Below are 24756 nucleotides of genomic sequence, written 5' to 3' on the forward strand. Positions count from 1 at the left end.
CGCCGTCGTGCTGACGTGGTGGACTGAGGCCATGAGCATCACCCAGGCGCCCCGCACGCCAGGCCGCACGAGCCTCGAGGACCCGCACTTCCTCGAGCGCTACCGCGCGATCGACGCCCGTGACGTGCGCTTCGACGGGCAGTTCTTCACCGCCGTTACGTCGACCGGCATCTACTGCCGCCCGTCCTGCCCCGCCCGGACGCCGCGACCCGAGAACGTCCGCTTCTACCTCACGTCCGCCGCAGCTCAGGAGGCAGGCTTCCGCGCGTGCAAGCGCTGCCTGCCCGAGGCCACGCCCGGGACCCCCGAGTGGGACCTGCGCCGCGACCTCGCCGCACGAGCGATGCGGCTCGTGGCCGACGGCGTCGTCGACCGCGACGGCGTCGACGGCCTCGCCGCCCGCCTCGGCTACACGCCGCGGCACGTGCAGCGCGTCCTCGTCTCCGAGCTCGGCGCGGGGCCGCTGCCCCTCGCCCGCGCCCGGCGGGCGCAGTCCGCGCGGGCACTCCTCGTCGGCACGGACCTCCCGCTCACGCAGGTCGCCTTCGCCGCCGGCTTCGGTTCTGTGCGGCAGTTCAACGACACCGTCCGCGCGGTGTTCGACGTCAGCCCCACCGAGCTGCGCGCCCGCGCGCGCCGCCCGGTCACGCCCCACGCCCCGGGGAGCGTGGACCCCCACGTGCGCCTCGACGTCGAGCTGCCCGTCCGCGAACCGTTCGACGCCGTCGGCACCTTCCGCTTCCTCGCGGCGCGTGCGGTCGCGGGCGTCGAGACGGCGGACGTCGCCGACGACGACGCCCTCACCTACGCACGCACCCTCACCCTCCCGCACGGCCCCGGCGCGGTCGAGGTCCGCGCCGTGCGCGGACCGGCCGGCTGGCGCCTGGCCGCACGTCTCGAGCTGACCGCGCTCGCGGACGTCGCCCCCGCCGTCGCGCGCGTGCGCCGCATGCTCGACCTCGACGCCGACCCGGTCGCCGTCGACACCGCGCTCGGCGCAGACCTCGACCTCGCCCCGCTCGTCGCGGCGACTCCCGGGATCCGCGTGCCCGGCGCCGTCGACCCGCACGAGCTCGTGGTCCGCGCGATCGTCGGCCAGCAGATCTCCGTAGCCGCCGCACGCACCCACCTCAGCCGGCTCGCCGCCGCCGTCGGCACCCCGTACGCGTCGAGCATCGACGGCCTCACGACGCTCTTCCCGACCGCCGCACAGATCGTCGCGAGCGTCCCCGAGCCCGTCCCGGGCGAGACACTCGACCCCGACCGCCCGTTGCGCCTGCCCGCCGACGCCGTCCGCGCCGTCCTCGCGACCGCCCGCGCACTCGTGGAGGGCGAGCTCGCCGTCCACGTCGGCGCCGACGCCGAGACTCTGCACGCCGACCTGCTCACGCGGCCGCGCATCGGCGACTGGACGGCGTCGTACATCGTCATGCGCGTCCTCGGCGACCCCGACGTGTGGCTCCCGCGGGACGTCGCGCTCGTCGCCGGGGCACGCGCCGTCGGCTTCCTCGACGGCGGCGTCAGCGTCGCCGCCGCGCACCGTGCGCTCGTCGAGCGCAGCGAACAGTGGGCGCCGTGGCGCTCGTACGCCGTCGTGCACCTCTGGCGCGCTGCCACGCAGCACGCCGCGACCACGAGCTCCGCAACCCGGAAGGACCCGTCATGACCGCCACCGTTGCGCCCGCCACCGCCACCACGCTCGCCACCCCCGACGGGCCGTTCACCGCGCTCGTGCGCGACGGCGCGGTCCTCGCCTCAGGTTGGACCGACGGGATCGCTGACCTCGTCGCGCTCGTCCACCCGACCCTGCGGCCGGCCGCCGTCGAGCCGGTCCCGACGACGGACGGCCGCGTCGCCGACGTCGTCGCGGCAGTCTCCGCCTACTACGAGGGCGACCTCGACGCGCCCGCACGCGTGCCCGTGCGACAGGCGTCCGGCGAGTTCCGGATGCACGCGTGGGACGCACTGCGCGCCGTCGCGCCGGGTGAGGCGATCACGTACACGCAGTACGCCGCGCGCGCCGGACGCCCCCTCGCCGTCCGCGCCGCCGCCGGCGCCTGCGCGATGAACGCCGCCGCCCTGTTCGTGCCCTGCCACCGCATCGTGCGGACCGACGGCAGCCTCGGCGGCTTCCGCTACGGCCTGCCGATCAAGCGGAGCCTGCTCGACCGGGAGGCGCGGGGTGCCGCGGGCTGATGCCCGCACCGCTCGACGCCTGCCGGGCACACCGACCGGACAAGGGATGGGGGACGCGGACGCAGACCGCGAGGGGCGGCGCGCGCTCGCGCGGTAGGGTCGAGCCGCACGAAGGAGGCCCGGATTGGCACGCATCACGATCGCGGACATCGCGCGCCAGGCAGGCGTGTCGACGGGCGCCGTCTCGTACGCGCTCAACGATCGTCCCGGGGTCTCCGACGAGACCCGGGCGCGCATCGTCAAGATCGCTGCGGACCTCGGCTGGGCGCCGAGCTCGGCGGCGCGCTCCCTCTCGGGGGCCCGCTCCGAGACCGTCGGACTGGTCCTCGCCCGTGATCCGGCGACGCTCGGCTTCGAGTCGTTCTACATGCAGTTCATCGCTGGTATCGAGACGGTCCTGTCCGAGCGTGGCTACGCGCTGCTGCTGCAGGTGGTGCCCGATCTCGAGACGGAGATGCACACGCTCCGGCACTGGCGGGCGGCGCGGCGTGTGGACGGCGTGGTGCTCGTGGACCCTCGGATCAGCGACCCACGCATCGACCTGCTGGCAGGGCCAGACCAGCTCCCGGTCGTCGTCGTCGGAGACACGGCGCTCGCGGGTGGTCTCACGAACGTGTGGACGGATGACGCTGGCGCGATCCGCGAGAGCGTCCGCTACCTCAGCGCGATGGGGCACCGCCGGATCGCGCGCGTCGCGGGTCTGCGGGATTTTGGGCACACGCACATCCGTGACGAGGCCTTCCGGGCGGAGGTCGAGGAGCTCGGGCTGGACGGGACGATCGCCCGGACGGACTACACGGCGGTGCAGGGGGCGACGGCGACGCGCAACCTGCTGACGGCGGGGGAGCGGCCAACCGCGATCGTCTACGACAACGACGTGATGGCGCTCGCGGGCCTCGGTGTGGCGCGCGAGCTGGCGCTCGAGGTACCGCGTGATCTCTCGGTCATCGCGTGGGACGACTCGCCGTTGTGCGAGGCGACGTACCCGCAGCTGTCGGCGTTGAGCCACGACGTCGTGCGGTACGGCGGTCATGTGGCGCGCCGTCTGTTCGAGCAGATGGACGGGGCGCCGCGAGGGAGCTTCCTGGACTCGACGCCGGCGCTCAGGCCTCGGGGCACGACCGGTCGCTGCGGCTAGCACGGTCGCTTAAGCGCTCGTGCGCGCCGCAGCGCCGAGATTCCATCGATACCACTTCGTTACCTGGCCCTGTTTACTTACGCAAACTTAACCGCTTCACTAACGTGAACGAGCCGGGATGGGCCGGCGCAGTCAACGACGACAGACGGGAAGCACCATGGCAAAGACGCACACGGTGGCCGCGCTCGCGGCAGTCACCGCGCTCACCCTCAGCGCCTGCGGAGGAGGCGGCGACACCTCCGCGACCACCACCTCCGCCGGCGACCCCACCAAGATCTCCGGGGAGATCACGGTCCTGACCAACCGGACCGACCTCGTCGACACCGTCCTCAAGGACTACGTCACCGACTTCAACGCGCTGTACCCGGACGTGTCCGTGAAGTTCGAGGCGCACACCGACTACGAGGGCGAGGTGTCGATCCGCCTCAACACCGAGGAGTACGGAGACGTGCTGCTCCTGCCGAACGAGGTCACCAAGGACAAGTTCCCGACCTACTTCGAGCCACTCGGCCAGGTCGACGACTACGTCGACACCTACCGCTTCGTGCGCAGCGAGGGGTCCCTCGACGGGACCCTCTACGGCATCGCGATCACGGGCAACGCGAGCGGCTACGTCGTCAACACGCGCGTCATGGAAGAGGCCGGCATCACCGCCCCGCCCAGGACCCCCGCCGAGTTCCTCGCGGCCCTCGACGCCGTCAAGACCAAGACAGGCGCCACGTACTACACCAACTACAAGGACGGCTGGCCGCTCTCGCAGTGGCAGGGCAACCAGGGCGTCGTCGCCGGACCGGACACGGTCGCCCTCCGCGACGCCGACGACGCGCCGTGGACCGAGGGCAAGGAGATGTACGCCCTCGACAGCCTGCTCTTCGACATCGTCGCGAGCGGCCTCTCCGAGCCCGACCCGACCACCACCAACTGGGAAGAGTCCAAGGTCAAGCTCGCCACGGGGGAGATCTCCGCGATGGTCCTCGGGTCCTGGGCCGTCACCCAGATCCAGGACGCCGCCGAGGCCAACGGTGCCTCGGCCGACGACATCTCCTTCTGGCCCATGCCCTTCGAGACCGACGGCAAGCTCCGCTCAACCGTCTCGGGTGACTACAAGATCGGCATCAACAAGCACTCCAAGAACAAGGCGGCCGCCCGGGCCTGGCTCGACTGGTTCGTCGACAAGTCGGGCTACGCGTTCGACCAGGGCGGCGTCTCGCCGCGGCTCGACGGCGACACGCCGGACACGCTCAAGGCCTTCGAGGAGGTCGGCGCCGAGTGGGTCGACCTCAACCCCGGGACCCCGGGCCAGGAGTCGCTCGACTCCGACATCTACAACGAGGCAGAGATCGACCTCTGGGGCGACAGCTATCGCCGCAAGCTCGTCGACATCGCACGCGGTGCGGAGAAGGGCGACAAGGCGTCCTACTTTGCCGACCTCAACCAGCGTTGGGCTGACGCTCGCGCCGCGATCGGCTGACCGAGCCGCCCGACGTGCGGGGCCCTGCCGCCAGCAGGGCCCCGCACGCACCCCCACCCGCACGCACCCCGGAGACGAGCGAACGTATGGCCCTGCTGGCACTGAACACACGACGCGGAACGCGCTCAGGCGCTCCACGCACCCGCCGAGGATGGCGCGTCACGCCCTGGCTGTTCCTCCTCGTGCCGCTGGTTCTCCTGATCACCTTCACGTACCTGCCGGTGGTGAACATGATCAGCTACAGCTTCACCTCGTGGGACGGCCTCGACCCCGAGATGAAGAACGTCGGATGGGACAACTACGTCCGCATCTTCACGCGGCCCGAGATCCTCCGCGTGTTCCTCGTGAGCACCTACTACCTCGCTGGTGCCATCCTCCAGCTCGTCCTCGCCCTGTACTTCGCGGTGATCCTCAGCTTCAGCACGCGGTTCAGGAACTTCTTCAAGGGAATCCTCTTCTTCCCCTACCTGGTCAACGGCGTCGCGATCGGCATCGCGTTCCTGTTCTTCTTCCGCCCAGACGGCACGCTCGACGTCCTGCTCGGGATCCTCGGGTTCACCGATACCCCGCTGTGGCTCGGCGATCGCGAGGTGGCGAACTACTCGCTCGCCGCGACGTCCGTGTGGCGCTACATGGGACTCAACTTCGTGCTCTTCCTCGGGGCGATCCAGTCCATCCCGGAGGAGATCTACGAAGCCGCAGACCTCGACGGCGCCACCGGTTGGCACAAGGTGCGGCACATCATCGTCCCCGCCATCAGCCAGATCATCGGCCTGTCGCTGATCCTCGCGATCTCCGGCGCGCTCTCGGTGTTCGAGATCCCCTTCATCATGACCGGCGGCGCCAACGGCACCGAGACGTTCGTCATCAAGACGGTCGATACGGCCTTCAAGTTCAGGAAGTTCGGGCTCGGGTCCGCGATGGCCGTGGTGCTGCTGCTCTTCGTGGTGATCATCTCCGTCGTCCAGAAGAAGCTGTTCCCCGAGGAGAAGGGAGACCTGGTGTGAGCACCGGGACCACCACCGCCGCTGCCCGCTGGAGCCGGAGCGTCGCGCCCGTCGCTGGACCGCTCGGCAAGACGCTCAAGTACCTCTCGCTCGCGGTCGCGAGCGCGGCTGCGATCATCCCGCTCGTGACGCTGCTCTTCGCGGCGCTCAAGACGAGCGAGGAGTTCGCCCGCACCGGACCGCTGGACATGCCGGAGAACTGGCTGAACCTCTCGAACTTCGCGACCGTGTTCGTCGAGGGAAAGATGCTCCAGGGCTTCCTCAACACGTCGATCATCCTGGTCGTCGCGCTCACCGGCACGATCATCATCGGGACGATGACCGCCTATGCGGTCGACCGGTTCAGCTTTCGCGGCAAGCGACTCGTCATGGGCCTGTTCCTCGCCGCAACCCTCGTGCCTGCCGTGACGACGCAGGTCGCGACGTTCAAGATCATCAACGCCCTGTCCCTGTTCAACACGCGGGGATCGGTGATCGTGCTGTTCCTCGGGACGGACATCGTCGCGATCTACATCTTCCTGCAGTTCATGAAGTCGATCCCGCGCTCTCTCGACGAGGCGGCGATGCTCGACGGCGCCAACCGGTTCGCCATCTATGCGCGGATCATCTTCCCGCTGCTGAGGCCCGCGATCGCCACGGTGATCATCATCAAGGGAATCGCGATCTACAACGAGTTCTACCTCCCGTTCCTCTACATGCCGTCGCAAGATCTCGGCGTGATCTCGACGTCGCTCTTCCGTTTCAAGGGCCCCAACGGCTCCGACTGGGAGCTGATCGCGGCGTGCACCGTCCTCGTCATCGTCCCCACCCTGATCGCGTTCCTCGCGCTGCAGCGACAGATCTACTCAGGCCTGACCTCCGGAGCCACCAAGTGACCCACAGCTCGACCTTCCCGACCCCGGCGCTCTCGGCGCAGCGCGTACGGGACCTCCACGACGGCTGGCGGCTGCGGGCCGTGTCCGGACCCGTGCCGGAGCACGTCGCCACCGACGACGTCCCGGCCACCGTGCCCGGATCCGTGCACACCGACCTGCTCGCCGCCGGACGCATCCCCGACCCGTACCTCGACGACAACGAGCGTGTGCTCGCGTGGATCGGCCGGACCTCCTGGGAGTACCGCACCACGTTCGCGTGGGCACCGGACGGTCGCGACCGCCACGACCTGGTCTTCGAAGGGCTCGACACGTTCGCGACCGTGACCCTCAACGGTGTCCACGTGGCGACGACGGCGAACATGCACCGCTCGTGCACGCTCGACGTCCGCGAAGCGCTTCGGGAGGGGAACAACGAGCTCGTCGTGACGTTCGCGGCGCCCGTGCCGTATGCCGACGCGCAGTCCCTCGCTCTCGGGTACCGCCCCCAGACGGGCAACACGCACCCGTTCAACGCGGTGCGCAAGATGGCGTGCTCGTTCGGCTGGGACTGGGGGATCGACACCGCGACGAGCGGCATCTGGAAGCCCGTGCGGCTCCGCTCGTGGTCCACGGCCCGGCTCGCCACCGTCCGCACCGAAGCGCTCCTGCCCGACGGCGCAACGGAGGGTGCGCGCGGCGTCGTGCGCGTGAGCGTGGAGGTCGAGCGCGTCTCCGACGCGCCTCTCCAGCTTTGCGTCGCCGTCGGTAGCGCCCGGACGAGCGTCGAGGTCCCGGCGGGGGAGACGACGGCGAGCGCCGACGTCATGCTCGAGGCCGTCGCGCTGTGGTGGCCGCGCACCCACGGGGCGCAGCCGCTGTACGACGTCGCGGTGACGCTCGAGACGGCCGACGGCACGGCGCTGGACGCGGCGCACCGCCGCGTCGGGTTCCGCACCGTCCGCCTCGAGATGGAGCCCGACGCCGACGGGACCAGCTTCACGTTCGTCGTCAACGACGAGCCCGTCTGGATCCGCGGAGCCAACTGGATCCCCGACGACGCGTTCCCGCACCGCGTCACGCGTGAGCGCTACGCCGCCCGGGTGGACCAGGCAGCCGCCGCGAACATGAACCTGCTGCGGGTCTGGGGCGGCGGCATCTACGAGTCCGAGGACTTCTACGACGCGTGCGACGAGCGCGGCCTGCTCGTGTGGCAGGACTTCCCCTTCGCGTGCGCCGCGTACTCCGAGGAGGAGCCGCTGCGCAGCGAGGTCGAGGCGGAGGCTCGCGAGAACGTCGCGCGGCTCGCGCACCGCGCGTCCCTCGCCCTGCTCAACGGGTCGAACGAGAACATCTGGGGCTACGCGGACTGGCGCTGGGAAGAGCGGCTCGACGGGCGGAGCTGGGGGATCGGCTACTACCTGGAGCTCCTGCCGGCGATCGTCGCCGAGCTGGCTCCCGGGACCGCGTACACGCCGTCGAGCCCGTGGTCCGGGAGCATGGACGTGCACCCGAACGACCCCTCGCACGGCGCGATGCACTCGTGGGAGGCGTGGAACCGTCAGCCGATGCGCGTCTATCGCGACGACGTGCCGCGCTTCATGGCGGAGTACGGCTGGCAGGGCCCGCCCACCTGGGCGACCCTCACCCGCGCGATCAGCGACTCGCCGCTGACGCCCGACTCGCCGGGCATGGTGGTGCACCAGAAGGCGGCCCAGGGCAACGACAAGCTCGCGTTCGGGCTTGTCCCGCACTTCCCGCTACCGACCGACATGGACCTGTGGCACTGGGCCATGTCCCTCAACCAGGCACGCGCCCTGCGCGTGGGCATCGGGCACCTGCGCTCGCACGCGCCCGTGTGCATGGGCTCGGTCGTCTGGCAGCTCAACGACTGCTGGCCCGTCACGTCCTGGGCCGCGGTCGACGGTGACGGTCGACCGAAGCCGTTGTTCTACGAGCTGGCCCACCAGCACGCCGACCGGCTCGTGACGGTGCAGCCGCGTGAGGACGGTCTCGTCGTCGCCCTGCACGACGACAGTGCCGTGCCGTGGATCGGCACGCTGACCGTTCGGCGTCTCACGTTCGACGGCCAGGTCCTCGCCGAGCACACGCACGACGTCGAGGTCCCCGCCCGGGGCATCGTCACCCTCCAGGTGCCGGACGACGTCGCGACGCCGTCCGACCCGGCCGCCGAGCTGATCGTCGCGAGCCTCGGCGACGACCGCGCCACCTGGTTCTTCGCTGAGCCCCGCGAGGCACGCCTCCCTGAGCCGGCCTTCGACGTGACGACGGCTACCCGGCCCGGCGCGACGATGGTCACCGTGACCACGGACGCGCTCGTCGTCGACCTCGCCCTCCTCGTCGACAAGATCCACCCCGACGCCCGCGTGGATGACATGCTCGTGACGTTGCTCCCGGGCGAGTCCGTGACCTTCACCGTCACGGCGCCGATCGCCCTCGACGCGGCGGCGCTCGCGGACCCTCGCGTGCTCCGCCACGCCGGCCAGCTCGTCGACAGGAGAATCTGATGCTGCCCTGGACCTCGCGCCCGACCCACCTCGCGTGGCTCGAGCAGCACACCCGTGACCTCCTCGACTTCGGCCGCGCCGGCCTCGTCGCACCGGGTGGCGGGGCCGCCTACCTCGACGACGACGGCCGTCCCGACCCGAGCCAGGGCGTCCAGGCGTGGATCACCTGCCGCACCGTCCACGTGTACTCGCTCGGTGCGCTGCTCGGCGTGCCCGGCTGCGCTCCCGTCGCGGCGGGTGCGCTCGCGGGCCTCACGGGGGTGCTGCACGACGACGAGCATGGCGGCTGGTTGCACTCCGTCGACGCAGCGGGCGTCCCCGACAGGGCTTCGGGCAAGTCCTGCTACGACCACGCGTTCGTGCTGCTCGCGGCGTCGAGCGCGACTCTCGCCGGGCTGCCCGGCGCGCGCGACCTTCTCGACGAGGCGTGCGCCGTCTACCTCGACCGGTTCTGGGACGACGACGCCGGCCGCGCCGTCGACACGTGGGACGTGACCTTCTCCGAGCTCGACGGGTACCGCGGCATCAACGCGAACATGCACTCGGTCGAGGCGATGCTCGCCGTCGCCGACGCGACCGGTGACCCCGCGTGGCGCGAGTGTGCCGCGCGTATCGCCGCGTTCGTCGTCGAGCTCGCGGCCGAGCACGACGGACGCCTGCCTGAGCACTTCGACGCCACGTGGACCGCGGACCTCGAGCTCAACGCCGACCGCCCCGGCGACCAGTTCAAGCCCTACGGCGCGACGATCGGGCACGGCCTCGAGTGGTCCCGGCTGCTCCTGCATGTCGAGGGCGCGCTCGGCGACGACGCGCCGGACGACCTGCTGCCTGCCGCCGTCGCGCTCTTCGACCGTGCCGTCGCCGACGGGTGGGCCGTCGACGGCGCCGACGGCTTCGTCTACACGACCGGCTGGGACGGGACGCCCGTCGTGCGCGACCGCATGCACTGGGTCGCCGCCGAGGCCACCGCCGCCGCCGACGCGCTCCACCGCCGCACCGGCGAGCAGCGCTACGCCGACCTCTACGCGACGTGGTGGGACCACATCGTCACCTACGTCGTCGACCATGAGCGCGGCTCGTGGCACCACGAGCTCGACCCGACGCTCGCGCCAGCCGGCACGGTCTGGCCGGGCAAGCCGGACCTCTACCACGCCGTCCAGGCAACGCTCCTGCCGCGCCTCCCGCTCGGCCCGTCGATCGCGCGCGCCGTCGCGGACGCGGAGGTGGCGTCATGACTCGCTTCCTCGTCATCGGTGAAGCGCTCGTCGACATCGTCCCGGGCGCCGACGGGACGCCCCGCGAGCTCCCGGGCGGCTCGCTCGCGAACGTCGCGCTGACGCTCGGGCGGCTGGGGCGCGACGTCACGCTCGTGACGTCGCTCGCCGACGACGCGCGCGGCGCGGCCGTGCGGGGCTGGCTCGAGGCGTCCGGCGTGACCGTCGATGCGCACGCGCCCTCGACCGGCCGCACCTCGACCGCCGCCGTCACGCTCGACGCGCGGGGGGTCGCGTCCTACGAGTTCGACCTCGCGTGGGAGCTGGGGCTCGTCGACGTCACCCGCGCGGACGTGGTCCACGTCGGCTCGATCGCGACGATCCTCGCACCGGGCGGCTCGGCGGTCCGCGACGCCGTGCGCCGCGCCCGCGGACGTGCCGTCGTCGGCCTCGACCCGAACATCCGGCCCGCGCTCGTCACCGATCCGCGCGCCGTCCGTGACCGGATCGAGGAGCTCGTGGCGCTCGCCGACGTCGTCAAGGTGTCCGACGAGGACCTCGCCTGGTTCGCGCCCGGTACCGACCCTGTCGAGGTCGCGCACCGGTGGTCCGCCTGGGGCCCGGCGCTCGTCGTCGTCACCCGCGGAGGCGACGGTGCCGTCCTGGTCCGTCACGACGGGCGCGTCCTCGACGTCCCGGGTCGGCGCGTCGACGTCGTCGACACCGTCGGCGCAGGCGACACCTTCATGGGCGCCCTGCTCGACGCGCTGGACGCCCGCGGCGTCCACGGCGCCGACGGCGCCGCACGGCTGCGACACCTGTCCGACGCCGCGATCGTCACCGCAGCCCGGGCGGCCGCCGCTGCGGCGTCGGTCACCGTCTCGCGTGCCGGCGCGAACCCGCCGACGCGCGCCGAGCTCGACGCCGCCCTCGGGCCTGTCGCGCCGCCGTCGTTCCCGGGCGCGCCCGTCACGGGCATGACCTGGGGCTGGACGGGCGTGCGCGGCACGTGGACGGGACCGGCCGCCGACCGGTCGATGGACGAGCTCGCGCCGCTGAACGTCGGCTGGGTGGCGATCGCGTTCGTCGCCCAGCAGGCGACGCCGACCTCGACCGAGATCGACTTCACCGCCGAGCCCACCGTCACCGACGACGAGGTGCGCGCCGCAGTCCGTGCCGCCAAGGCGCGCGGGCACCGGGTCTGCCTCAAGCCCGCCGTCGACTCGGCCGACGGCACCTGGCGTGCGTTCATCGGCTTCTTCGACGACGACGTCCCCGGCGAACCCTCCTGGACGCAGTGGTTCGAGTCCTACACGCGGTTCATCGTCCACCACGCCCGCATCGCCGCCGAGGAAGGCGCCGAGATGCTCTCCGTCGGCTGCGAGATGGTGCGCGCGGACGGGCGCGAACGCGAGTGGCGCGAGCTGATCGCACAGGTCCGCGCCGTGTACCCCGGCCTCGTCACGTACAACTGCGACAAGTACCAGGAAGACCGCCTGACCTGGTGGGACGCCGTCGACGTGATCTCGTCGTCGGGCTACTACCCGGCGGGCGCGTGGGAGGCGAACCTCGACCGCATCGAGACCGTCATCGCCAGGGAGGACAAGCCGTTCGTGTTCCTCGAGGCGGGCTGCCCCAGCCGCGAAGGATCGCCTGCGCGACCGAACGACTGGTCCCTGTCCGGCGCGCCGTCAGGGGAGGCCCAGGCGGCCTACCTGGCGGAGATGTTCGAGGCGTGCGCGCGGCGGCCATGGGTCTCCGGCTTCTTCCTGTGGGACTGGCCTGCCGAGCTGTACGCGCCCGAGGACGCTGCGACCAACGGTGACTACTGCATGTACGCCAAGCCAGGTGCGGCGGTCGTGCGCGACGCCTACGCGACGCTGCGCGCGGGCGCGCGCGTTGCTACCTCCGCACCGCCTCCGCTGAGGTAGGCGCGTCCGCGGTCTACCGTGATCCCGTGGCTCCTCGACCGGGTGACGAGACGGACGCCGTCGTGCTGGGGTGGTCGCCCGTCGGCGAGGGCGGCCGCGTGGCGCGCAGGACCTCCTGGTGGTGGGAGGTCGCCTGCGCCCGCGTCCAGGGACGCGCGCCGCAGCACTTGTTCCACGCGAGCCTGCAGGTCACGACGGCGGGGCGCCGGTACGACGTCGAGCTCGTCCCCGCCTGGGGGACGAGCGAGCGGGACCGCGGCGCCGTCGCGCAGGGGCCTGTGGGGGCGCGCTGGCTCGGGCGCTCACGGTTCTTCCGCTACGAGGTGCGCACCTGGCCCGACCGGCCGTCGCGTTCCGGCACGGTCCACGAGCTCAGCCGGGATCCGGACGTCGTCGCGCAGGTCCTCGCGACGGCACCGCAGGTACCGCTGCTCGTGTGGGGGCGTGCCGCCGGACCTTCGGGTGACATCTGGAGCTCGAACTCGTTCGTGTCGTGGCTGCTCGCCGTGGTCGGCCTGCCGACCGACGTGCCGCCGCCCGACGGCGGCTCCGCACCCGGCTGGACAGCGGGCGTCGAGGTCGCGCACCTCGGGTTTGGCTGACATCCGGCCCGACCGCCGCGGACGCGCGATGATGGACCAGGTCGGGCGTGCGTCCGACCGCCCGCAGACCTGAGGAGACGACGTGCGAGCAACGATCATGTACGGCGCTGGAGACGTCCGCGTGGAGGAGGTGCCGGACCCGACGATCGTCGAGCCGACCGACGCCGTCGTGCGCGTCGTGCGCGCGTGCGTGTGCGGCTCCGACCTGCACCCCTACCGGTCGCTGCCCGCGGGCCGCGGCCGGCCCATGGGGCACGAGATGATCGGCGTCGTCGACGCCGTGGGCTCCGACGTGACGACCGTCGCCCCGGGCGACTTCGTCATCGCGCCGTTCACGTACTCGGACAACACGTGCACGTTCTGCCGTGAGGGTGTCCACACGTCGTGCAAGCACGGCGGCTACTACGGCTCGAACGGCGTCGGCGGGGCGCAGGCCGAGGCCGTGCGCATCCCGCAGGCGGACGGCACGCTCGTCAAGACGGGCATCCCGCTCGAGGACGCCGACGACGCGATGCTCGCCTCCCTCCTGACGCTCTCCGACGTGTACCTCACCGGGTATCACGCCGCGCACATGGGCCGCGTGCGGCCCGGACAGATCGTCACGGTCGTGGGTGACGGCGCCGTCGGGCTCAGCGCCGTGCTCGCGGCGCGCGAGATGGGCGCCGAGCGCATCATCCTCATGGGCCGCCACCAGGCCCGCACGGACCTCGGGCGGGAGTTCGGCGCGACCGACGTCGTCGCCGAGCGCGGCGACGAGGGCATCGCGCGCGTCATGGACCTGACCGACGGCGAGGGGTCGCACGTCGTGCTCGAAGCCGTGGGGTACATGCCCGCGTACGAGCAGTCGTACAAGGTCGTGCGCCCGGGCGGCGTGATCTCGCGCGTCGGGGTCCCGCAGTACGAGGAGGCGCCGGTCGGCTTCCCGTCGCTGTTCGGCCAGAACGTCACCCTCACCGGCGGCGTCGCGCCCGTCCGGGCCTACCTGGATGACGCCGTCGGCCGCGTGCTGTCTGGGGCGATCAACCCGGGCCGCGTGTTCGACCGGACGGTCACCCTCGACGACGTCGCCGAGGGCTACCGGCTCATGGACTCGCGCGAGGCGCTCAAGGTGATGGTCAAGCCCTGAGCCCGGCCGCGCCCCGCGCCCGGTCGCGCCGTGAGGTAGGGCGTTGGACGCGAGGTAGGTGCTTGCACGCGCGGTAGTGCCCTGGAGGGGCCTACCTTGCGTGCAAGCACCTACCTCAGCGCGGCTCCGGCCGTGCGCCCTGACCGCGGACGGCCTGGAGAGCCCCCGTCGACCAGAGCGCCCACGCGACGAGCACCGGCTGGAAGAACAGCCGGCCGAACCGCTTCTCGTCGGTGTCCAGCCCGAAGCCGTCCTTGTGCTCGACCCACTGCGCGATGTTGCCGGGGAAGATCACGACGAAGAACGCCGCCACGACGAGCCCGACGGCGACTCGCCAGCGTGACAGCACGACGAGCGACGAGCCGAGGGCGATCTCGACCGCACCCGACGCGAGCACGGTGAAGTCCTTCGCGGGGAACCAGCTCGGCACCTGGGCCTTGAACTCGTCGCGCGCGAACGTCAGGTGGCTGATCCCTGCAAACAGGAGGGCGAGCCCGAGGCCGACGCGGGCGAGCCGGCGGGGCATCGTGTCGGCGGGCGGAGCGGCGGTGAGCAGTGTGCGCATACCTCCATCGTGGGGGTCGGCGCGGTCTCGCGCGAGCAGGGAAGCGCCCGCTCCGACCGGGCGGAGACCGGCTTGCCCGTAGCGGCCGTCTCGCGAGGTGACGCGCCCGTTGCGCAGGTCATCCCACGTCCGCTACCTTTCCGTGAGGTAAGGCTTGCCTAATGGGTGGATGACGATCTGCCCCACGTCACCCTCCCCGCAGACCGGAGCACCCCCATGCGTCCCACCAGGATCCTCGCCGCCCTCGCGGCCTCGACCCTCGCTCTCACGCTCGCCGCGTGCGGCTCGACGACCGAGCCCTCCACCCCGACGAGCGCAGCGCCGACGAGCGCAGCCCCGTCGACGACGGCACCCGCCGCGACCTTCCCCGTCACGATCGAGCACGCTCTCGGTACGACGACGATCGACGAGAAGCCCGAACGCGTCGCGACCGTCAACTGGGCGAACCACGAGGTGCCGCTCGCGCTCGGCGTCGTCCCCGTCGGCATGGCCGCCGCCAACTTCGGCGACGACGACGGCAACGGCACCCTGCCGTGGGTCGAGGAGAAGCTCACCGAGCTCGGCGCCCAGACCCCGGTGCTGTTCGACGAGACCGACGGCATCGACTTCGAGGCTGTCGCCGAGACCGAGCCTGACGTCATCCTCGCCGCCTACTCCGGCCTCACGCAGGAGGACTACGACACGCTCAGCGAGATCGCCCCCGTCGTCGCGTACCCCGAAGGGCCGTGGGTCACGTCGTGGCGCGACATGATCCGCCTCAACGCGAAGGCCCTGGGCCTCGCAGCTGAGGGGGACGCTCTCGTCGCCGACCTGGAGGCGCAGATGACCGCAGCGGTCGCCAAGCACGATGGCCTCGCCGGCACGTCGACGATGTTCCTCACCCACGTCGACACCGCGGACCTCAGCCAGGTGTCGTTCTACACGCCGAAGGACACGCGCGCCGCGTTCTTCGAGGACCTCGGACTGACCACGCCCGCGTCCGTGACGGCGGCGAGCAAGGACCCCGACGCGTTCTCCGGCACCGTCTCCGCCGAGCAGGTCGACACGTTCGACGACGTCGAGCTCATCGTCACCTACGGCGGCGACGAGATCGTCGCGGCCCTCGAGAAGGACCCGCTGCTGTCGCAGATGCCCGCCGTCAAGGCCGGCGCGATCGTCTCGCTGCCCGGCTCCGACCCGATCGGCACGGCCGCGAACCCCACGCCCCTCGCGATCTCGTGGGTCCTCGACGAGTACGTGACGATGCTCGCGGACGCCGCCGCCAAGGTGAAGTGACCGCGACCGCCACCCCCGCGCCGACCGTCGCCCTCGTGCGACGGTCGGCGCGCGTGCGCCTCCTGTGGCTCGCCGTGCTCGTCGCGCTGCTCGTCGCCGCAGGGGTCACGTCCCTCGCCGTCGGCTCGCGCCAGGTCGCGTGGCACGACGTCGTCGCCGCCCTCGGTGGCGCACGTGACGGGCTCGACCACGCCGCTGTCGCCGTGCGCGTGCCGCGCACGGCCCTCGCCGCCCTCGTCGGGGCGGCGCTCGGCCTCGCCGGCGCCGTCATGCAGGGCGTGACGCGTAACCCGCTCGCCGACCCGGGGATCCTCGGCGTGACGACCGGAGCGTCGCTCGCCGTCGTCGTCGGGATCGCCTGGTTCGGGCTGACCACCGCGACGAGCAAGGTGTGGGTCGCGATCCTCGGCGCCGGGGTGACCGCGGTGTTCGTGTACGTCATCGGGTCGCTCGGCCGCGGCGGAGCGACGCCCCTCAAGCTCGCGCTCGCGGGCGCCGCGACGTCCGCGGCCCTCTCGTCCTTCATCGCGGGTGTCGTTCTTGGCCGCAACGACATCTCCGGCACCGTCCGCTCGTGGCAGGTCGGCGGCGTGGGCGGAGCGACTTTCGCGACCATGACTCCCGTGCTGCCGTTCCTCGCGGCAGGTCTCGTCGTGTGCCTTGCGTGCGCGCGCAGCCTCGACTCCCTCGCCCTCGGGGACGACGTCGCCGCAGGCCTCGGCGAGAACGTCGCCGTCGCGCGCGGTGTTGCGTCCCTCGGCGCGATCGTCTTGTGCGGCGCGGCGACGTCGGTCGCAGGCCCGATCGCCTTCGTCGGGCTCGTCGTCCCGCACGCGTGCCGCCTGATCGTCGGGCCCGCGCACCGGTGGCTCCTGCCGTTCTCCGCGCTCGCAGGCGCGTGCCTCCTGCTGCTGGGCGACGTCGTCGGACGTGTCGTCGCGCGGCCGGAGGAGATCGCGGTCGGCATCATCACCGCGATCGTGGGCGCACCGTTCTTCATCGCGATCGTGCGCCGCAGGAAGGTGCGCGAGCTGTGACCGCGACCGTCGTCCCGCCCGCGCTCGCGGGGCCCGCGCTCGTCGCGAAGGTCGCTGCCGAGCGCCGTCGGCGCGCCCGGCGGCGCACCGGCGTGACCCTCGCGCTCGTCGCCGCGATCGTCGTTGTGTGGGCGTTGAGCCTCATGATCGGCAGGACGTTCTACGGCCCCGGAACCGTCCTCGACGTGCTGCTGGGACGTGACGCGGACGGTGCCACGTTCGCCGTCGGCCGCCTGCGACTCCCGCGCGCGACCCTCGGGCTGCTCGCCGGAGCGTGCTTCGGCCTCGCCGGCGTGACCTTCCAGACGATGCTCCGCAACCCGCTCGCCAGCCCCGACATCATCGGCATCAGCTCCGGTGCGAGCGTCGCCGCGACGTTCGCGATCGTCGTGCTCGGCCTCGACGGCGCCCAGGTGTCGCTCTTCGCGATCGTCGCCGGGCTCGGCGTCGCCCTGCTCATCTACGTGCTGTCCGTGAAGGACGGCGTCGCGGGAACGCGGCTCGTCCTCGTGGGGATCGGCGTCACCGCCATGCTCGAGGCAGTCACGACCTACCTGCTGCAGCGGGCCTCCGAGTGGGACGTCAACGAGGCCATGCGGTGGCTCACCGGGTCCCTCAACGGGTCGCGCTGGAGCGAGGTCGTGCCCGTGGCCGTCGCGCTCGCGGTGCTCGGACCCGTGCTCGCAGCGCTCGCACGCGACCTCGAGACGCTGCGCCTGGGCGACGACGCGGCGTCGGCCCTCGGGACGCGCGTCGGCCGCACGCGCCTCGGCGTCGTCGTCGCGGCCGTCGGGCTCATCGGGTTCGCGACGGCGGCTACCGGGCCGATCGCGTTCGTCGCGTTCCTCGCGGGGCCGATCGCAGCGCGGCTCGTCGGCCCCAACGGCTCGCTGCTCCTGCCGGCCGCGCTGACGGGCTCGCTGCTCGTGCTCCTCGCCGACCTCGTCGGTCAGCACGGTGTGGGCACGCGCTTCCCCGTCGGTGTCGTCACGGGCGTGCTGGGCGCGCCGTTCCTCGTCTACCTGATCATCCGTTCCCACCGTGCAGGAGGGTCGATATGACCGCCGCCCACACGCTCGCCGCGACGAGCCTGACCGTCGGCTACCGCGACCGGGTCGTCATCGAAGGGCTCGACCTCACCGTGCCGCCCGGAGCCGTGACGGCGATCGTCGGCGCGAACGCGTGCGGCAAGTCGACTCTGCTGCGGTCGATGTCCCGGCTCCTCGCCCCGCAGCAGGGGCACGTGCTGCTCGACGGCCGCGCCGTCCACGCGACGCCCGCCCGGCAGCTGGCACGCACCCTCGGGCTGCTCCCGCAGTCGCCCGTCGCGCCCGACGGCATCACCGTGGGCGACCTGGTCGGCCGCGGGAGGCACCCGCACCACGGCCTCATGTCGCGGTGGACCGCAGCCGACGACGTCGCCGTCGCGCAAGCCCTCGAGACGACCGGCACGGCCGACCTGATCGACCGGCCGGTCGACGAGCTCTCGGGTGGCCAGCGGCAGCGCGTGTGGATCGCGATGGCGCTCGCGCAGCAGACGGACCTGCTGCTGCTCGACGAGCCGACGACGTTCCTCGACGTCGCGCACCAGGTCGAGGTGCTCGACCTGCTGACCGACCTCAACCGCGCTCGCGGCACGACGGTCATCATGGTGCTGCACGACCTCAACCTCGCAGCCCGCTACGCCGACCACCTCGTCGCAATGGTCGGCGGCGCGGTGCACGCGGCCGGCGCCCCGGGCGACGTGCTGACCGAGGACACGGTGCGGACCGTGTTCGGCCTCGAGAGCCGGGTGATCGAGGACCCGACGTCCGGCCGACCGATGATGCTGCCGCTCGGGCGGCATCGTGTGGCGCCGACCGGCGTGGGCGGTGCGGCGGCGCGCTGAGCCAGCGGTCCGGGAGGGATGTTCACGCAGTGTATACATCGCGTGTAGTCTCCTGGCCATGACAGTTCCGATGGCGATCCTCGCCTTCCTGGACAGCGGCCCGACGCACGGATTCGTCCTCAAGCGTCGGTACGACGAGCTGCTCGGTCACGGCCGGGAGCTCAAGTACGGCCAGGTCTACGCCACGCTCGCGCGGCTCGAGCGCGACGGCCTCGCTGGCGGAGTGGGCATCGAGCACGGCGACGGCGCCGATCGGAAGGTCTACGCGATCACCCCCGCAGGCGCGGGCGAGCTCGACGCCTGGCTGAGCTCGCCGCACGTCCCCACAGGCAGGCCTTCGGAGCTCTTCACGAAAGTCGTCCTCGCCCTCGTCGCAGGCCGCGCCGCCGACGACGTCCTCGACACCCAGCGCCGCGCCTACCTTGCGCGCATGCGCGAGCTCACCGCCGCCCGGCGCGACGGCGACGTCGTCGACCGGCTGGCCGCCGACTACGAGATCGCGCACCTCGAGGCCGATCTCCGCTGGATCGAGCTCGCAGGCACACGCCTCGAGACGCTCGCGGAACAGGTCCGCGGCAGCACGGCGAGCCCGACCGTGCCGGCCAGCACGAGCACCGAGGACGACCGATGACCACGCCCGTCCTCACAGGAACCCACCTCGCCAAGGCCTTCGGCGCGACGACTGCGCTCGTCGACGCGAGCGTCGCCGTCGCACCCGGGGAGATCGTCGCGATCATGGGACCGTCCGGCTCGGGCAAGTCCACACTCCTGCACCTCCTCGCCGGTCTCCTGCGACCGGACGCCGGCACCGTCGAGATCGCAGGCGTACGGATCGACACGATGTCGGAGCGGCAGCGCTCCGACGTCCGGCTGCGGCAGCTCGGCTTCGTCTTCCAGCACGGCGAGCTCGTCCCGGAGCTCACCGTCGTCGAGAACGTCGAGCTGCCGTTGCGCCTCACGGGCGTGAGCGCGCGACCAGCCCGGGTCCGCGCGCTCGAGGCTCTCGACCGGCTCGGGGTCGCCGGTGAGGCTGACCGTCGTCTCTCCGAGGTGTCAGGGGGACAGGCCCAGCGGGCGGCGGTCGCCCGCGCGCTCGTGCACGCACCGCCCGTCGTCCTCGCCGACGAGCCGACCGGCGCGCTCGACACGCTCACGGGCGAGCTCGTGCTCGAAGCGTTCGTCGATGCGGCGCGCGACCAGGGCACCGCCGTCGTCCTCGTCACGCACGACCTGCGCGTCGCGTCCTACGCGAGCCGTGACGTCCTCGTGCGAGACGGTCGCATCGTCGACCAGGCCGCACACGTCGGCGAGCCGCGATGACATCCCTCGTCGACCTCGCCTGGCGGCTGGCCCGGGCCGGAGGTCGGCTGCGAGTCGGCGCGCAGCTCGGCGCGAACGTCCTGGGTGGGTTCGTGCTCGCACTCGCCGCGGCTCTGCAGGGCGCCGCCCTGACCGACACCACCTCCGGTTCCGCGCGCCTCGTGCTCGCCGGCGGGACGGGTGTTGTGCTCCTGCCCCTTGTCATCCTGCTCGTCACGGTCGGCCGGTTGTCTGCCGCGACGCGTGACCGTCGGCTCGCCTCTCTGCGGGTCCTCGGACTCACTCCCGCGCGGACGCGCACCGTCGGCGCGCTCGAAGCCGGCCTGCTGGCCGCGGCGGGTGCGGTCGCGGGCGTGCTCCTCGCGATCCCCGTGGCACCGCTGAGCGCAGGGTGGCGGTACACGGTCGCAGGCACCTATCACGGGTTGCCGGAGCCGCTCCGTGTCACTCCATCACTCGCCGCAGGGGTCGTCGTCGTGCTCGTTGCGACCGCGGGCCTCGCGTCCGTGGCCGGGACGTGGCGGCTCGCGTCCTCCCCCCTTGTTCGGCGTGCCGCGAGCACGCGTCGCCTGCCGTTGCCGTGGGCGCTCGCGCCGCTCGGCGCGGGACTCGCGCTCACCGCGTGGCTCGCGGCGGGCATGCCCGGGACCATCAAGACGCTGGAGCCTGACGGCGCCGTTGTCGGGGGAGCGGTACGTCTCGCCCAGATCCAGGAGTCGGACGTCCCGGTCGGGTTCGTGATCGCTGGCTGCGTGGTGCTGCTCGCCGTGGGCTCCGCCTATGTGCCGTCGCTCGTCGCGTCGTGGTGCGCGGGGATCCTCGTGGGCACCCGCCGCACGGCCGCAGTCCTTGCAGGTCGGGGGATGCAGACGGAGCCGACGTCGGTCTCGCGCGTCGTGGCGAGCGTGTCGGTGGTCGTGCTGTTGACGACGTGTGCGGCGGGCTACCTCGGAGCTCTGACGTACGACGAGCAGTACCGGCTCGAGAAGCTCGCGGCGGACGGTGGGCCGATCAGCATCCTGCTCGAGGTGGAGGGTGCGGGCGAGGACGACGAGAGCGCGGCCGTCTCGGAGGTCGGGCGTCCGCACGGCCTGACGGCGGGGGACATCAGGGCTGCGACTGCGTTGCCGCAGGTCCTGGCTGTCGCGCCGTCCTACATGCGGCTGGATGACGACGGACTGCCCGTCCAGGGCAGCGAGGTGTTCGTCGGCACGTGCGAGCAGCTCGCTCGCCTCGTCGTGGTGACGGGGTGCCGGGATGACCGGGCGGCGCACATCGTCGGGCGGGGCCACGAGCGGGCTGCCGACACATCGGTCACGCTCATGAGCCACGTGAGCATCGAGGATCAGGACGCCATCACCGTCGACGTCTCCGACGCCCCGATCGTGGCTGACGCCGACGCGACGGGCGAGCTGTGGGAGGGCGTCGTCGGGGGCGGGGGGAGCATCGGACCCGTGCCGTTCGGCCTCTTCGTGCCGACCGCGCTCCTGGGGGCGGATCCGCCGCCCGTCATGATGGCCACGCTGTTCGCGCACGGCGGCCCCGAGGCAGCGCAGGAGGTTGCGGACGAGCTCGCGACGCTCGGTGTCGCCGCACACCTGCCCGACCTCGAGACGTACGCGTCCGTGCAGGCGCAGCGTTCGCTGCTGCTGACGTTCGTCGCGTGGTTCGTCGGCCTCGGGTGCTTGGGGATCGTGCTCGCGGCAGTCGACCGTCAGCAGGAGCGGCGTCGCACGGTGGCCCGGCTCGTCGCCGTCGGTGTGCCGCCGCGGACCCTCCTCGCCGCGCAGGCCGTGCAGGTGCTCCTGCCGCTGGGTGCCGGAGTCGTCCTCGCTGCCAGCTGCGGCTTGATCCTCGTGGGGGCGGTCGCCTGGTCGACCGGCACGGGGCTCGGTGTGATCGGCGCGGGGGTGCCGCTCTTCCTCGGCGTCGTCGCGAGTGTCGTCACCCTCGTGCCGCTCCTCACGCTGCCTGCCGCGACGACCCGGCTCACCCCAGAGCTCCTCCGCGAGGAGTGAGGCGCGTGTCGTGCCGGGGCAGGGGGCCGGCACGACACGTGGCCACGACACGTGGCCACGACGCGCGCCCAGGGCGCGCGGAGACTGCGAGGCAGCCGCCCGTGGACCAGTCGGCCCACCCCGGGGAGGATGAGCACGTGACCCTCGCCCGATCGATCATCCTGTTCGTCGTCGCCGCGCTCTTCGAGATCGGCGGCGCCTGGCTCGTATGGCAAGGCGTGCGCGAGCACCGCGGCTGGCTGTGGATCGGCGCGGGCGTCATCAGCCTCGGGCTCTACGGGTTCTTCGCGACGCTCCAGCCGGACGCGAGCTTCGGCCGGATCCTCGCCGCGTACGGCGGGGTGTTCATCGTCGGGTCGCTCGTATGGGGCATGGCGGTCGACGGCTTCCGGCCCGACCGGTGGGACGTCCTCGGTGCGCTCGTCTGCCTGGTGGGCGTCGCCCTGATCATGTACGCGCCGCGGTCGGCGTGAGGCCGGCGCGGGAGAATCGGTTCATGCCTCCGAAGCGTCCTGTCGTTGCACCGCACCTCAGTCCTCTCACCCTCGGCCACCTCGAGCCCGGCAGTGCGGCGGACCTGCAGACCGGCGACGATGTCGAGGCGCTCGAGATCGAGGGCGTGGCCGTCGAGAGACTCGACCTCACCGGAGTGACGATCCGCGAGTCCCGCCTGGTCGCGCTCGCGGCAGGGGAAGCGGAGCTGCGCTCCGCGCGGCTCCTCGAGACGCGCATCGAGCGGCCCAACATCCCCGTGCTGCGGGGCGCTCGCGGCTCGTGGTACGACGTCGTCCTCGAAGGTGGGCGCATCGGTGCGTCCGAGCTCTACGACAGCTCGTGGCGCTCTGTCCACGTGGTCGGCTGCAAGCTCGGCTACGTGAACCTGCGCGGCGCGCACCTGCGCGACGTCATGTTCACCGACTGCACGATCGACGAGCTCGACCTCGTGCAGGCGAAGCTCGACCGGGTCGCGTTCGCCGACACGACGGTCGGCCGGCTCGACGTGCGGGAAGCGCGGCTCACGGACGTCGACCTCCGCGGTGCGGAGCTCGACGGTATCGACGGCGTCGCGTCCCTGCGCGGAGCGACGATCGACGGGCACCAGCTCGTCCGCCTCGCGCCGCTGCTCGCGCGGGAGGTGGGCCTGCGCGTCGAGTGACGCGCTGCACAGCCTTCCATCGAGGTAGGTGGGTGCACGCAAGGTAGGGGAGTGCGCTCGAGGTAGGGCCCTGGACGGCCCTACCTTGCGTAAGGGGGCCTACCTCGCGTGCCCGGGCCTACCTCGGCAAACCCTGCTCGGGCCGGTGACGGCGATCTGTCAGTAGGCGACCGTGAAGCGGGTGCGGCGGTGGGCCGGCCGCTCGATCTCGTCGACGACCGCGATCGCGAAGTCTTCGCCCGAGATGAAGGACGTGCCGTCGTCGTCGGTGAGCAGGACGTCACCGCCGACGCGGTACGACCCCGTGCGCTCGCCGGGAGCGTAGGAGCCGTAGCCGGCGGCCGGGCTGACCATGAACCAGTCGAGGTCCTCGGCCGAGTCGCGCAGGGCGTCGAGGACGCCGACCATGGTCTGCGCCTCGGCGCGGAACGCTTCCGGGAACTCGGGGCCGTCGACGAGCAGTGGACCGCCCTCGACGACGTGCAGCGAACCTGCGCCGCCGATGATCCCGAAGCGGGCGCCGGCCTGCGCGGTGGCCGCAGCAGCGGCGAGGACCACGTCCTGGAAGGTGTCCGTGAGCGGGCCGCGGGGGGCGAGGGAGTGCACGACGACGTCGGCCCCGTCTGCGACGTGCGCGAGGGTGTCGGCGTCGAGCGCGTCGCCCGTCCGGTACGTGACACCGTCGATCTGGTCGGCGGGGAGGGTGCGGCTGATGGACGTCACCTCGTGACCGCGGGCGACAGCCTCGCGGAGGATGTTGCTGCCGGTGTAGCCGGTTCCGCCGAGCACGGTGATGCGGGTCATGGGTCCTCCTGGGTCTGGTGGGCGCTGCGCGCCGGGGCTATCCTCACCATAGGAGAGTCACTCTCCATGCGAAAGTACGCACTTTCCGGTAACCGAGGAGCGACCATGACACAGCCCTGGGACCCCTACGCGCGGGGCTGCCCGTCCCGCGTCGTCCTCGACCGCATCGGCGACCGCTGGACCGTCCTCCTCGTCGGCGCGCTCGCTGACGGACCGCGCCGGTTCGGCGAGCTCGCACGCGACGTCGACGGCATCTCGCAGAAGATGCTCACCCAGACGCTCCGCTCCCTCGAGCGCGACGGCCTCGTGCGCCGCACGGTCCACGCCGTCGTCCCGCCGCGCGTCGACTACGAGCTGACCGACGCCGGGCGCTCCCTCCTCGGCCCGCTCAGTGCGCTCACCGCATGGGCTGTCGACCACATGGACGACATCGTCGTGGCGCGCGAGCAGTTCGACGCGGTGACGTAGATGCACCCCCGTCCGACGTCGCGGACCCCCAGGAACGTGGGTAGGGACCGCCTTGATCCTCGAGGACGCGCTCGGCCCGTCGCACGGACGGGGCATCGCGTTACCGCTGGCGCTCGCGGCCGGTGCCGCGGCGTTCGTGGTGGCGCTCTGGCCGCGACGGC

The 24756-nt window shown here is 72.2% G+C and carries 23 protein-coding genes; 21 read left to right on the forward strand and 2 right to left on the reverse strand.

Annotated features, from left to right (window positions below; all coding sequences use genetic code 11):
• Positions 1-31 precede the first annotated feature (31 nt).
• From ATL41_RS08280 to ATL41_RS08335, 11 genes are all read left to right on the forward strand, one after another.
• Positions 32-1666, forward strand: a complete 1635-nt coding sequence (locus ATL41_RS08280; RefSeq protein WP_098459002.1) for an AlkA N-terminal domain-containing protein — start codon at positions 32-34, stop codon at positions 1664-1666.
• Entirely contained in the window at positions 1663-2196 is a 534-nt protein-coding gene (locus ATL41_RS08285; protein WP_098458053.1) for a methylated-DNA--[protein]-cysteine S-methyltransferase, read from the forward strand. The genes ATL41_RS08280 and ATL41_RS08285 overlap by 4 nt, the downstream gene beginning before the upstream one ends.
• Before the next feature lie 124 nt (positions 2197-2320).
• The gene (locus tag ATL41_RS08290; protein WP_098458054.1) at positions 2321-3334 is read left to right on the forward strand and encodes a LacI family DNA-binding transcriptional regulator; all 1014 of its coding nucleotides are present in this window, start codon (positions 2321-2323) and stop codon (positions 3332-3334) included.
• A gap of 157 nt (positions 3335-3491) precedes the next feature.
• Complete coding sequence (locus tag ATL41_RS08295; RefSeq protein WP_098458055.1) at positions 3492-4805, forward strand: ABC transporter substrate-binding protein; 1314 nt, start codon at positions 3492-3494, stop codon at positions 4803-4805.
• Between the two features lie 230 nt (positions 4806-5035).
• A complete protein-coding gene (locus ATL41_RS08300) occupies positions 5036-5812 on the forward strand; it encodes a carbohydrate ABC transporter permease (RefSeq protein WP_342744429.1) in 777 nt (258 codons plus the stop codon).
• 113 nt (positions 5813-5925) lie between these two features.
• Positions 5926-6687, forward strand: coding sequence for a carbohydrate ABC transporter permease (locus tag ATL41_RS08305; protein WP_245854913.1), 762 nt, complete (start codon positions 5926-5928; stop codon positions 6685-6687).
• A complete protein-coding gene (locus ATL41_RS08310; protein ID WP_098458058.1) occupies positions 6684-9191 on the forward strand; it encodes a glycoside hydrolase family 2 protein in 2508 nt (835 codons plus the stop codon). Before ATL41_RS08305 ends, ATL41_RS08310 begins: the two co-directional genes overlap by 4 nt.
• A complete protein-coding gene (locus ATL41_RS08315) occupies positions 9191-10426 on the forward strand; it encodes an AGE family epimerase/isomerase (protein ID WP_098458059.1) in 1236 nt (411 codons plus the stop codon). The genes ATL41_RS08310 and ATL41_RS08315 overlap by 1 nt, the downstream gene beginning before the upstream one ends.
• The gene (locus ATL41_RS13670) at positions 10423-12336 is read left to right on the forward strand and encodes a PfkB family carbohydrate kinase (RefSeq protein WP_342744430.1); all 1914 of its coding nucleotides are present in this window, start codon (positions 10423-10425) and stop codon (positions 12334-12336) included. The genes ATL41_RS08315 and ATL41_RS13670 overlap by 4 nt, the downstream gene beginning before the upstream one ends.
• Positions 12337-12362: 26 nt before the next feature.
• Positions 12363-12938, forward strand: coding sequence for a hypothetical protein (locus ATL41_RS08330; protein WP_098458060.1), 576 nt, complete (start codon positions 12363-12365; stop codon positions 12936-12938).
• Between the two features lie 82 nt (positions 12939-13020).
• Entirely contained in the window at positions 13021-14064 is a 1044-nt protein-coding gene (locus ATL41_RS08335; protein ID WP_245854706.1) for a zinc-binding dehydrogenase, read from the forward strand.
• Between the two features lie 115 nt (positions 14065-14179).
• On the opposite strand, the gene ATL41_RS08340 is transcribed toward ATL41_RS08335, so the two are convergent.
• Entirely contained in the window at positions 14180-14629 is a 450-nt protein-coding gene (locus tag ATL41_RS08340) for a DoxX family protein (RefSeq protein WP_098458062.1), read from the reverse strand.
• Positions 14630-14845: 216 nt separating this feature from the next.
• On the opposite strand from ATL41_RS08340, the gene ATL41_RS08345 reads away from it, so the two are divergent.
• The 9 genes from ATL41_RS08345 (at position 14846) to ATL41_RS08385 (ending at position 23323) form a co-directional block, all read left to right on the forward strand.
• Positions 14846-15904 (forward strand): iron-siderophore ABC transporter substrate-binding protein, encoded by a 1059-nt coding sequence (locus tag ATL41_RS08345; protein WP_098458063.1) that lies wholly within the window; start codon positions 14846-14848, stop codon positions 15902-15904.
• Entirely contained in the window at positions 15901-16941 is a 1041-nt protein-coding gene (locus ATL41_RS08350) for a FecCD family ABC transporter permease (protein ID WP_169924529.1), read from the forward strand. Before ATL41_RS08345 ends, ATL41_RS08350 begins: the two co-directional genes overlap by 4 nt.
• The gene (locus ATL41_RS08355) at positions 16938-18002 is read left to right on the forward strand and encodes a FecCD family ABC transporter permease (protein ID WP_098458065.1); all 1065 of its coding nucleotides are present in this window, start codon (positions 16938-16940) and stop codon (positions 18000-18002) included. Before ATL41_RS08350 ends, ATL41_RS08355 begins: the two co-directional genes overlap by 4 nt.
• A complete protein-coding gene (locus ATL41_RS08360) occupies positions 17999-18829 on the forward strand; it encodes an ABC transporter ATP-binding protein (RefSeq protein WP_098458066.1) in 831 nt (276 codons plus the stop codon). Before ATL41_RS08355 ends, ATL41_RS08360 begins: the two co-directional genes overlap by 4 nt.
• Positions 18830-18887: 58 nt before the next feature.
• Entirely contained in the window at positions 18888-19460 is a 573-nt protein-coding gene (locus tag ATL41_RS08365; protein WP_098458067.1) for a PadR family transcriptional regulator, read from the forward strand.
• A complete protein-coding gene (locus ATL41_RS08370) occupies positions 19457-20149 on the forward strand; it encodes an ABC transporter ATP-binding protein (protein WP_098458068.1) in 693 nt (230 codons plus the stop codon). Before ATL41_RS08365 ends, ATL41_RS08370 begins: the two co-directional genes overlap by 4 nt.
• Positions 20146-22167, forward strand: coding sequence for an FtsX-like permease family protein (locus tag ATL41_RS08375; RefSeq protein ID WP_098458069.1), 2022 nt, complete (start codon positions 20146-20148; stop codon positions 22165-22167). Before ATL41_RS08370 ends, ATL41_RS08375 begins: the two co-directional genes overlap by 4 nt.
• 137 nt (positions 22168-22304) lie before the next feature.
• Positions 22305-22640: a YnfA family protein gene (locus ATL41_RS08380; RefSeq protein WP_098458070.1), complete on the forward strand. Its 336-nt coding sequence runs from the start codon at positions 22305-22307 to the stop codon at positions 22638-22640.
• Positions 22641-22663: 23 nt separating this feature from the next.
• A complete protein-coding gene (locus ATL41_RS08385) occupies positions 22664-23323 on the forward strand; it encodes a pentapeptide repeat-containing protein (RefSeq protein ID WP_169924530.1) in 660 nt (219 codons plus the stop codon).
• Between the two features lie 159 nt (positions 23324-23482).
• Here ATL41_RS08385 and ATL41_RS08390 read toward each other — a convergent pair whose 3' ends face one another.
• Positions 23483-24127 (reverse strand): NAD(P)-dependent oxidoreductase, encoded by a 645-nt coding sequence (locus ATL41_RS08390; RefSeq protein WP_098458072.1) that lies wholly within the window; start codon positions 24125-24127, stop codon positions 23483-23485.
• 105 nt (positions 24128-24232) lie between these two features.
• Here ATL41_RS08390 and ATL41_RS08395 point away from each other — a divergent pair, with 105 nt between their 5' ends.
• The gene (locus ATL41_RS08395; RefSeq protein ID WP_098458073.1) at positions 24233-24595 is read left to right on the forward strand and encodes a winged helix-turn-helix transcriptional regulator; all 363 of its coding nucleotides are present in this window, start codon (positions 24233-24235) and stop codon (positions 24593-24595) included.
• Positions 24596-24756 lie beyond the last annotated feature (161 nt).

It is taken from the genome of Flavimobilis soli (genome assembly GCF_002564025.1).
GTDB classification, from domain to species: Bacteria; Actinomycetota; Actinomycetes; order Actinomycetales; family Cellulomonadaceae; genus Flavimobilis; species Flavimobilis soli.

Excerpts from the sequence above, each read along its gene's own strand:
- ATL41_RS08280 (WP_098459002.1), top strand. The coding sequence starts at position 32 with ATGAGCATCACCCAGGCGCCCCGCACGCCAGGCCGCACGAGCCTCGAG.
- ATL41_RS08285 (WP_098458053.1), top strand. The coding sequence starts at position 1,663 with ATGACCGCCACCGTTGCGCCCGCCACCGCCACCACGCTCGCCACCCCC.
- ATL41_RS08295 (WP_098458055.1), top strand. The coding sequence starts at position 3,492 with ATGGCAAAGACGCACACGGTGGCCGCGCTCGCGGCAGTCACCGCGCTC.
- ATL41_RS08300 (WP_342744429.1), top strand. The coding sequence starts at position 5,036 with ATGATCAGCTACAGCTTCACCTCGTGGGACGGCCTCGACCCCGAGATG.
- ATL41_RS08315 (WP_098458059.1), top strand. The coding sequence starts at position 9,191 with ATGCTGCCCTGGACCTCGCGCCCGACCCACCTCGCGTGGCTCGAGCAG.
- ATL41_RS13670 (WP_342744430.1), top strand. The coding sequence starts at position 10,423 with ATGACTCGCTTCCTCGTCATCGGTGAAGCGCTCGTCGACATCGTCCCG.
- ATL41_RS08340 (WP_098458062.1), bottom strand. The coding sequence starts at position 14,629 with ATGCGCACACTGCTCACCGCCGCTCCGCCCGCCGACACGATGCCCCGC.
- ATL41_RS08345 (WP_098458063.1), top strand. The coding sequence starts at position 14,846 with ATGCGTCCCACCAGGATCCTCGCCGCCCTCGCGGCCTCGACCCTCGCT.
- ATL41_RS08360 (WP_098458066.1), top strand. The coding sequence starts at position 17,999 with ATGACCGCCGCCCACACGCTCGCCGCGACGAGCCTGACCGTCGGCTAC.
- ATL41_RS08365 (WP_098458067.1), top strand. The coding sequence starts at position 18,888 with ATGACAGTTCCGATGGCGATCCTCGCCTTCCTGGACAGCGGCCCGACG.
- ATL41_RS08370 (WP_098458068.1), top strand. The coding sequence starts at position 19,457 with ATGACCACGCCCGTCCTCACAGGAACCCACCTCGCCAAGGCCTTCGGC.
- ATL41_RS08375 (WP_098458069.1), top strand. The coding sequence starts at position 20,146 with ATGACATCCCTCGTCGACCTCGCCTGGCGGCTGGCCCGGGCCGGAGGT.
- ATL41_RS08385 (WP_169924530.1), top strand. The coding sequence starts at position 22,664 with ATGCCTCCGAAGCGTCCTGTCGTTGCACCGCACCTCAGTCCTCTCACC.
- ATL41_RS08390 (WP_098458072.1), bottom strand. The coding sequence starts at position 24,127 with ATGACCCGCATCACCGTGCTCGGCGGAACCGGCTACACCGGCAGCAAC.
- ATL41_RS08395 (WP_098458073.1), top strand. The coding sequence starts at position 24,233 with ATGACACAGCCCTGGGACCCCTACGCGCGGGGCTGCCCGTCCCGCGTC.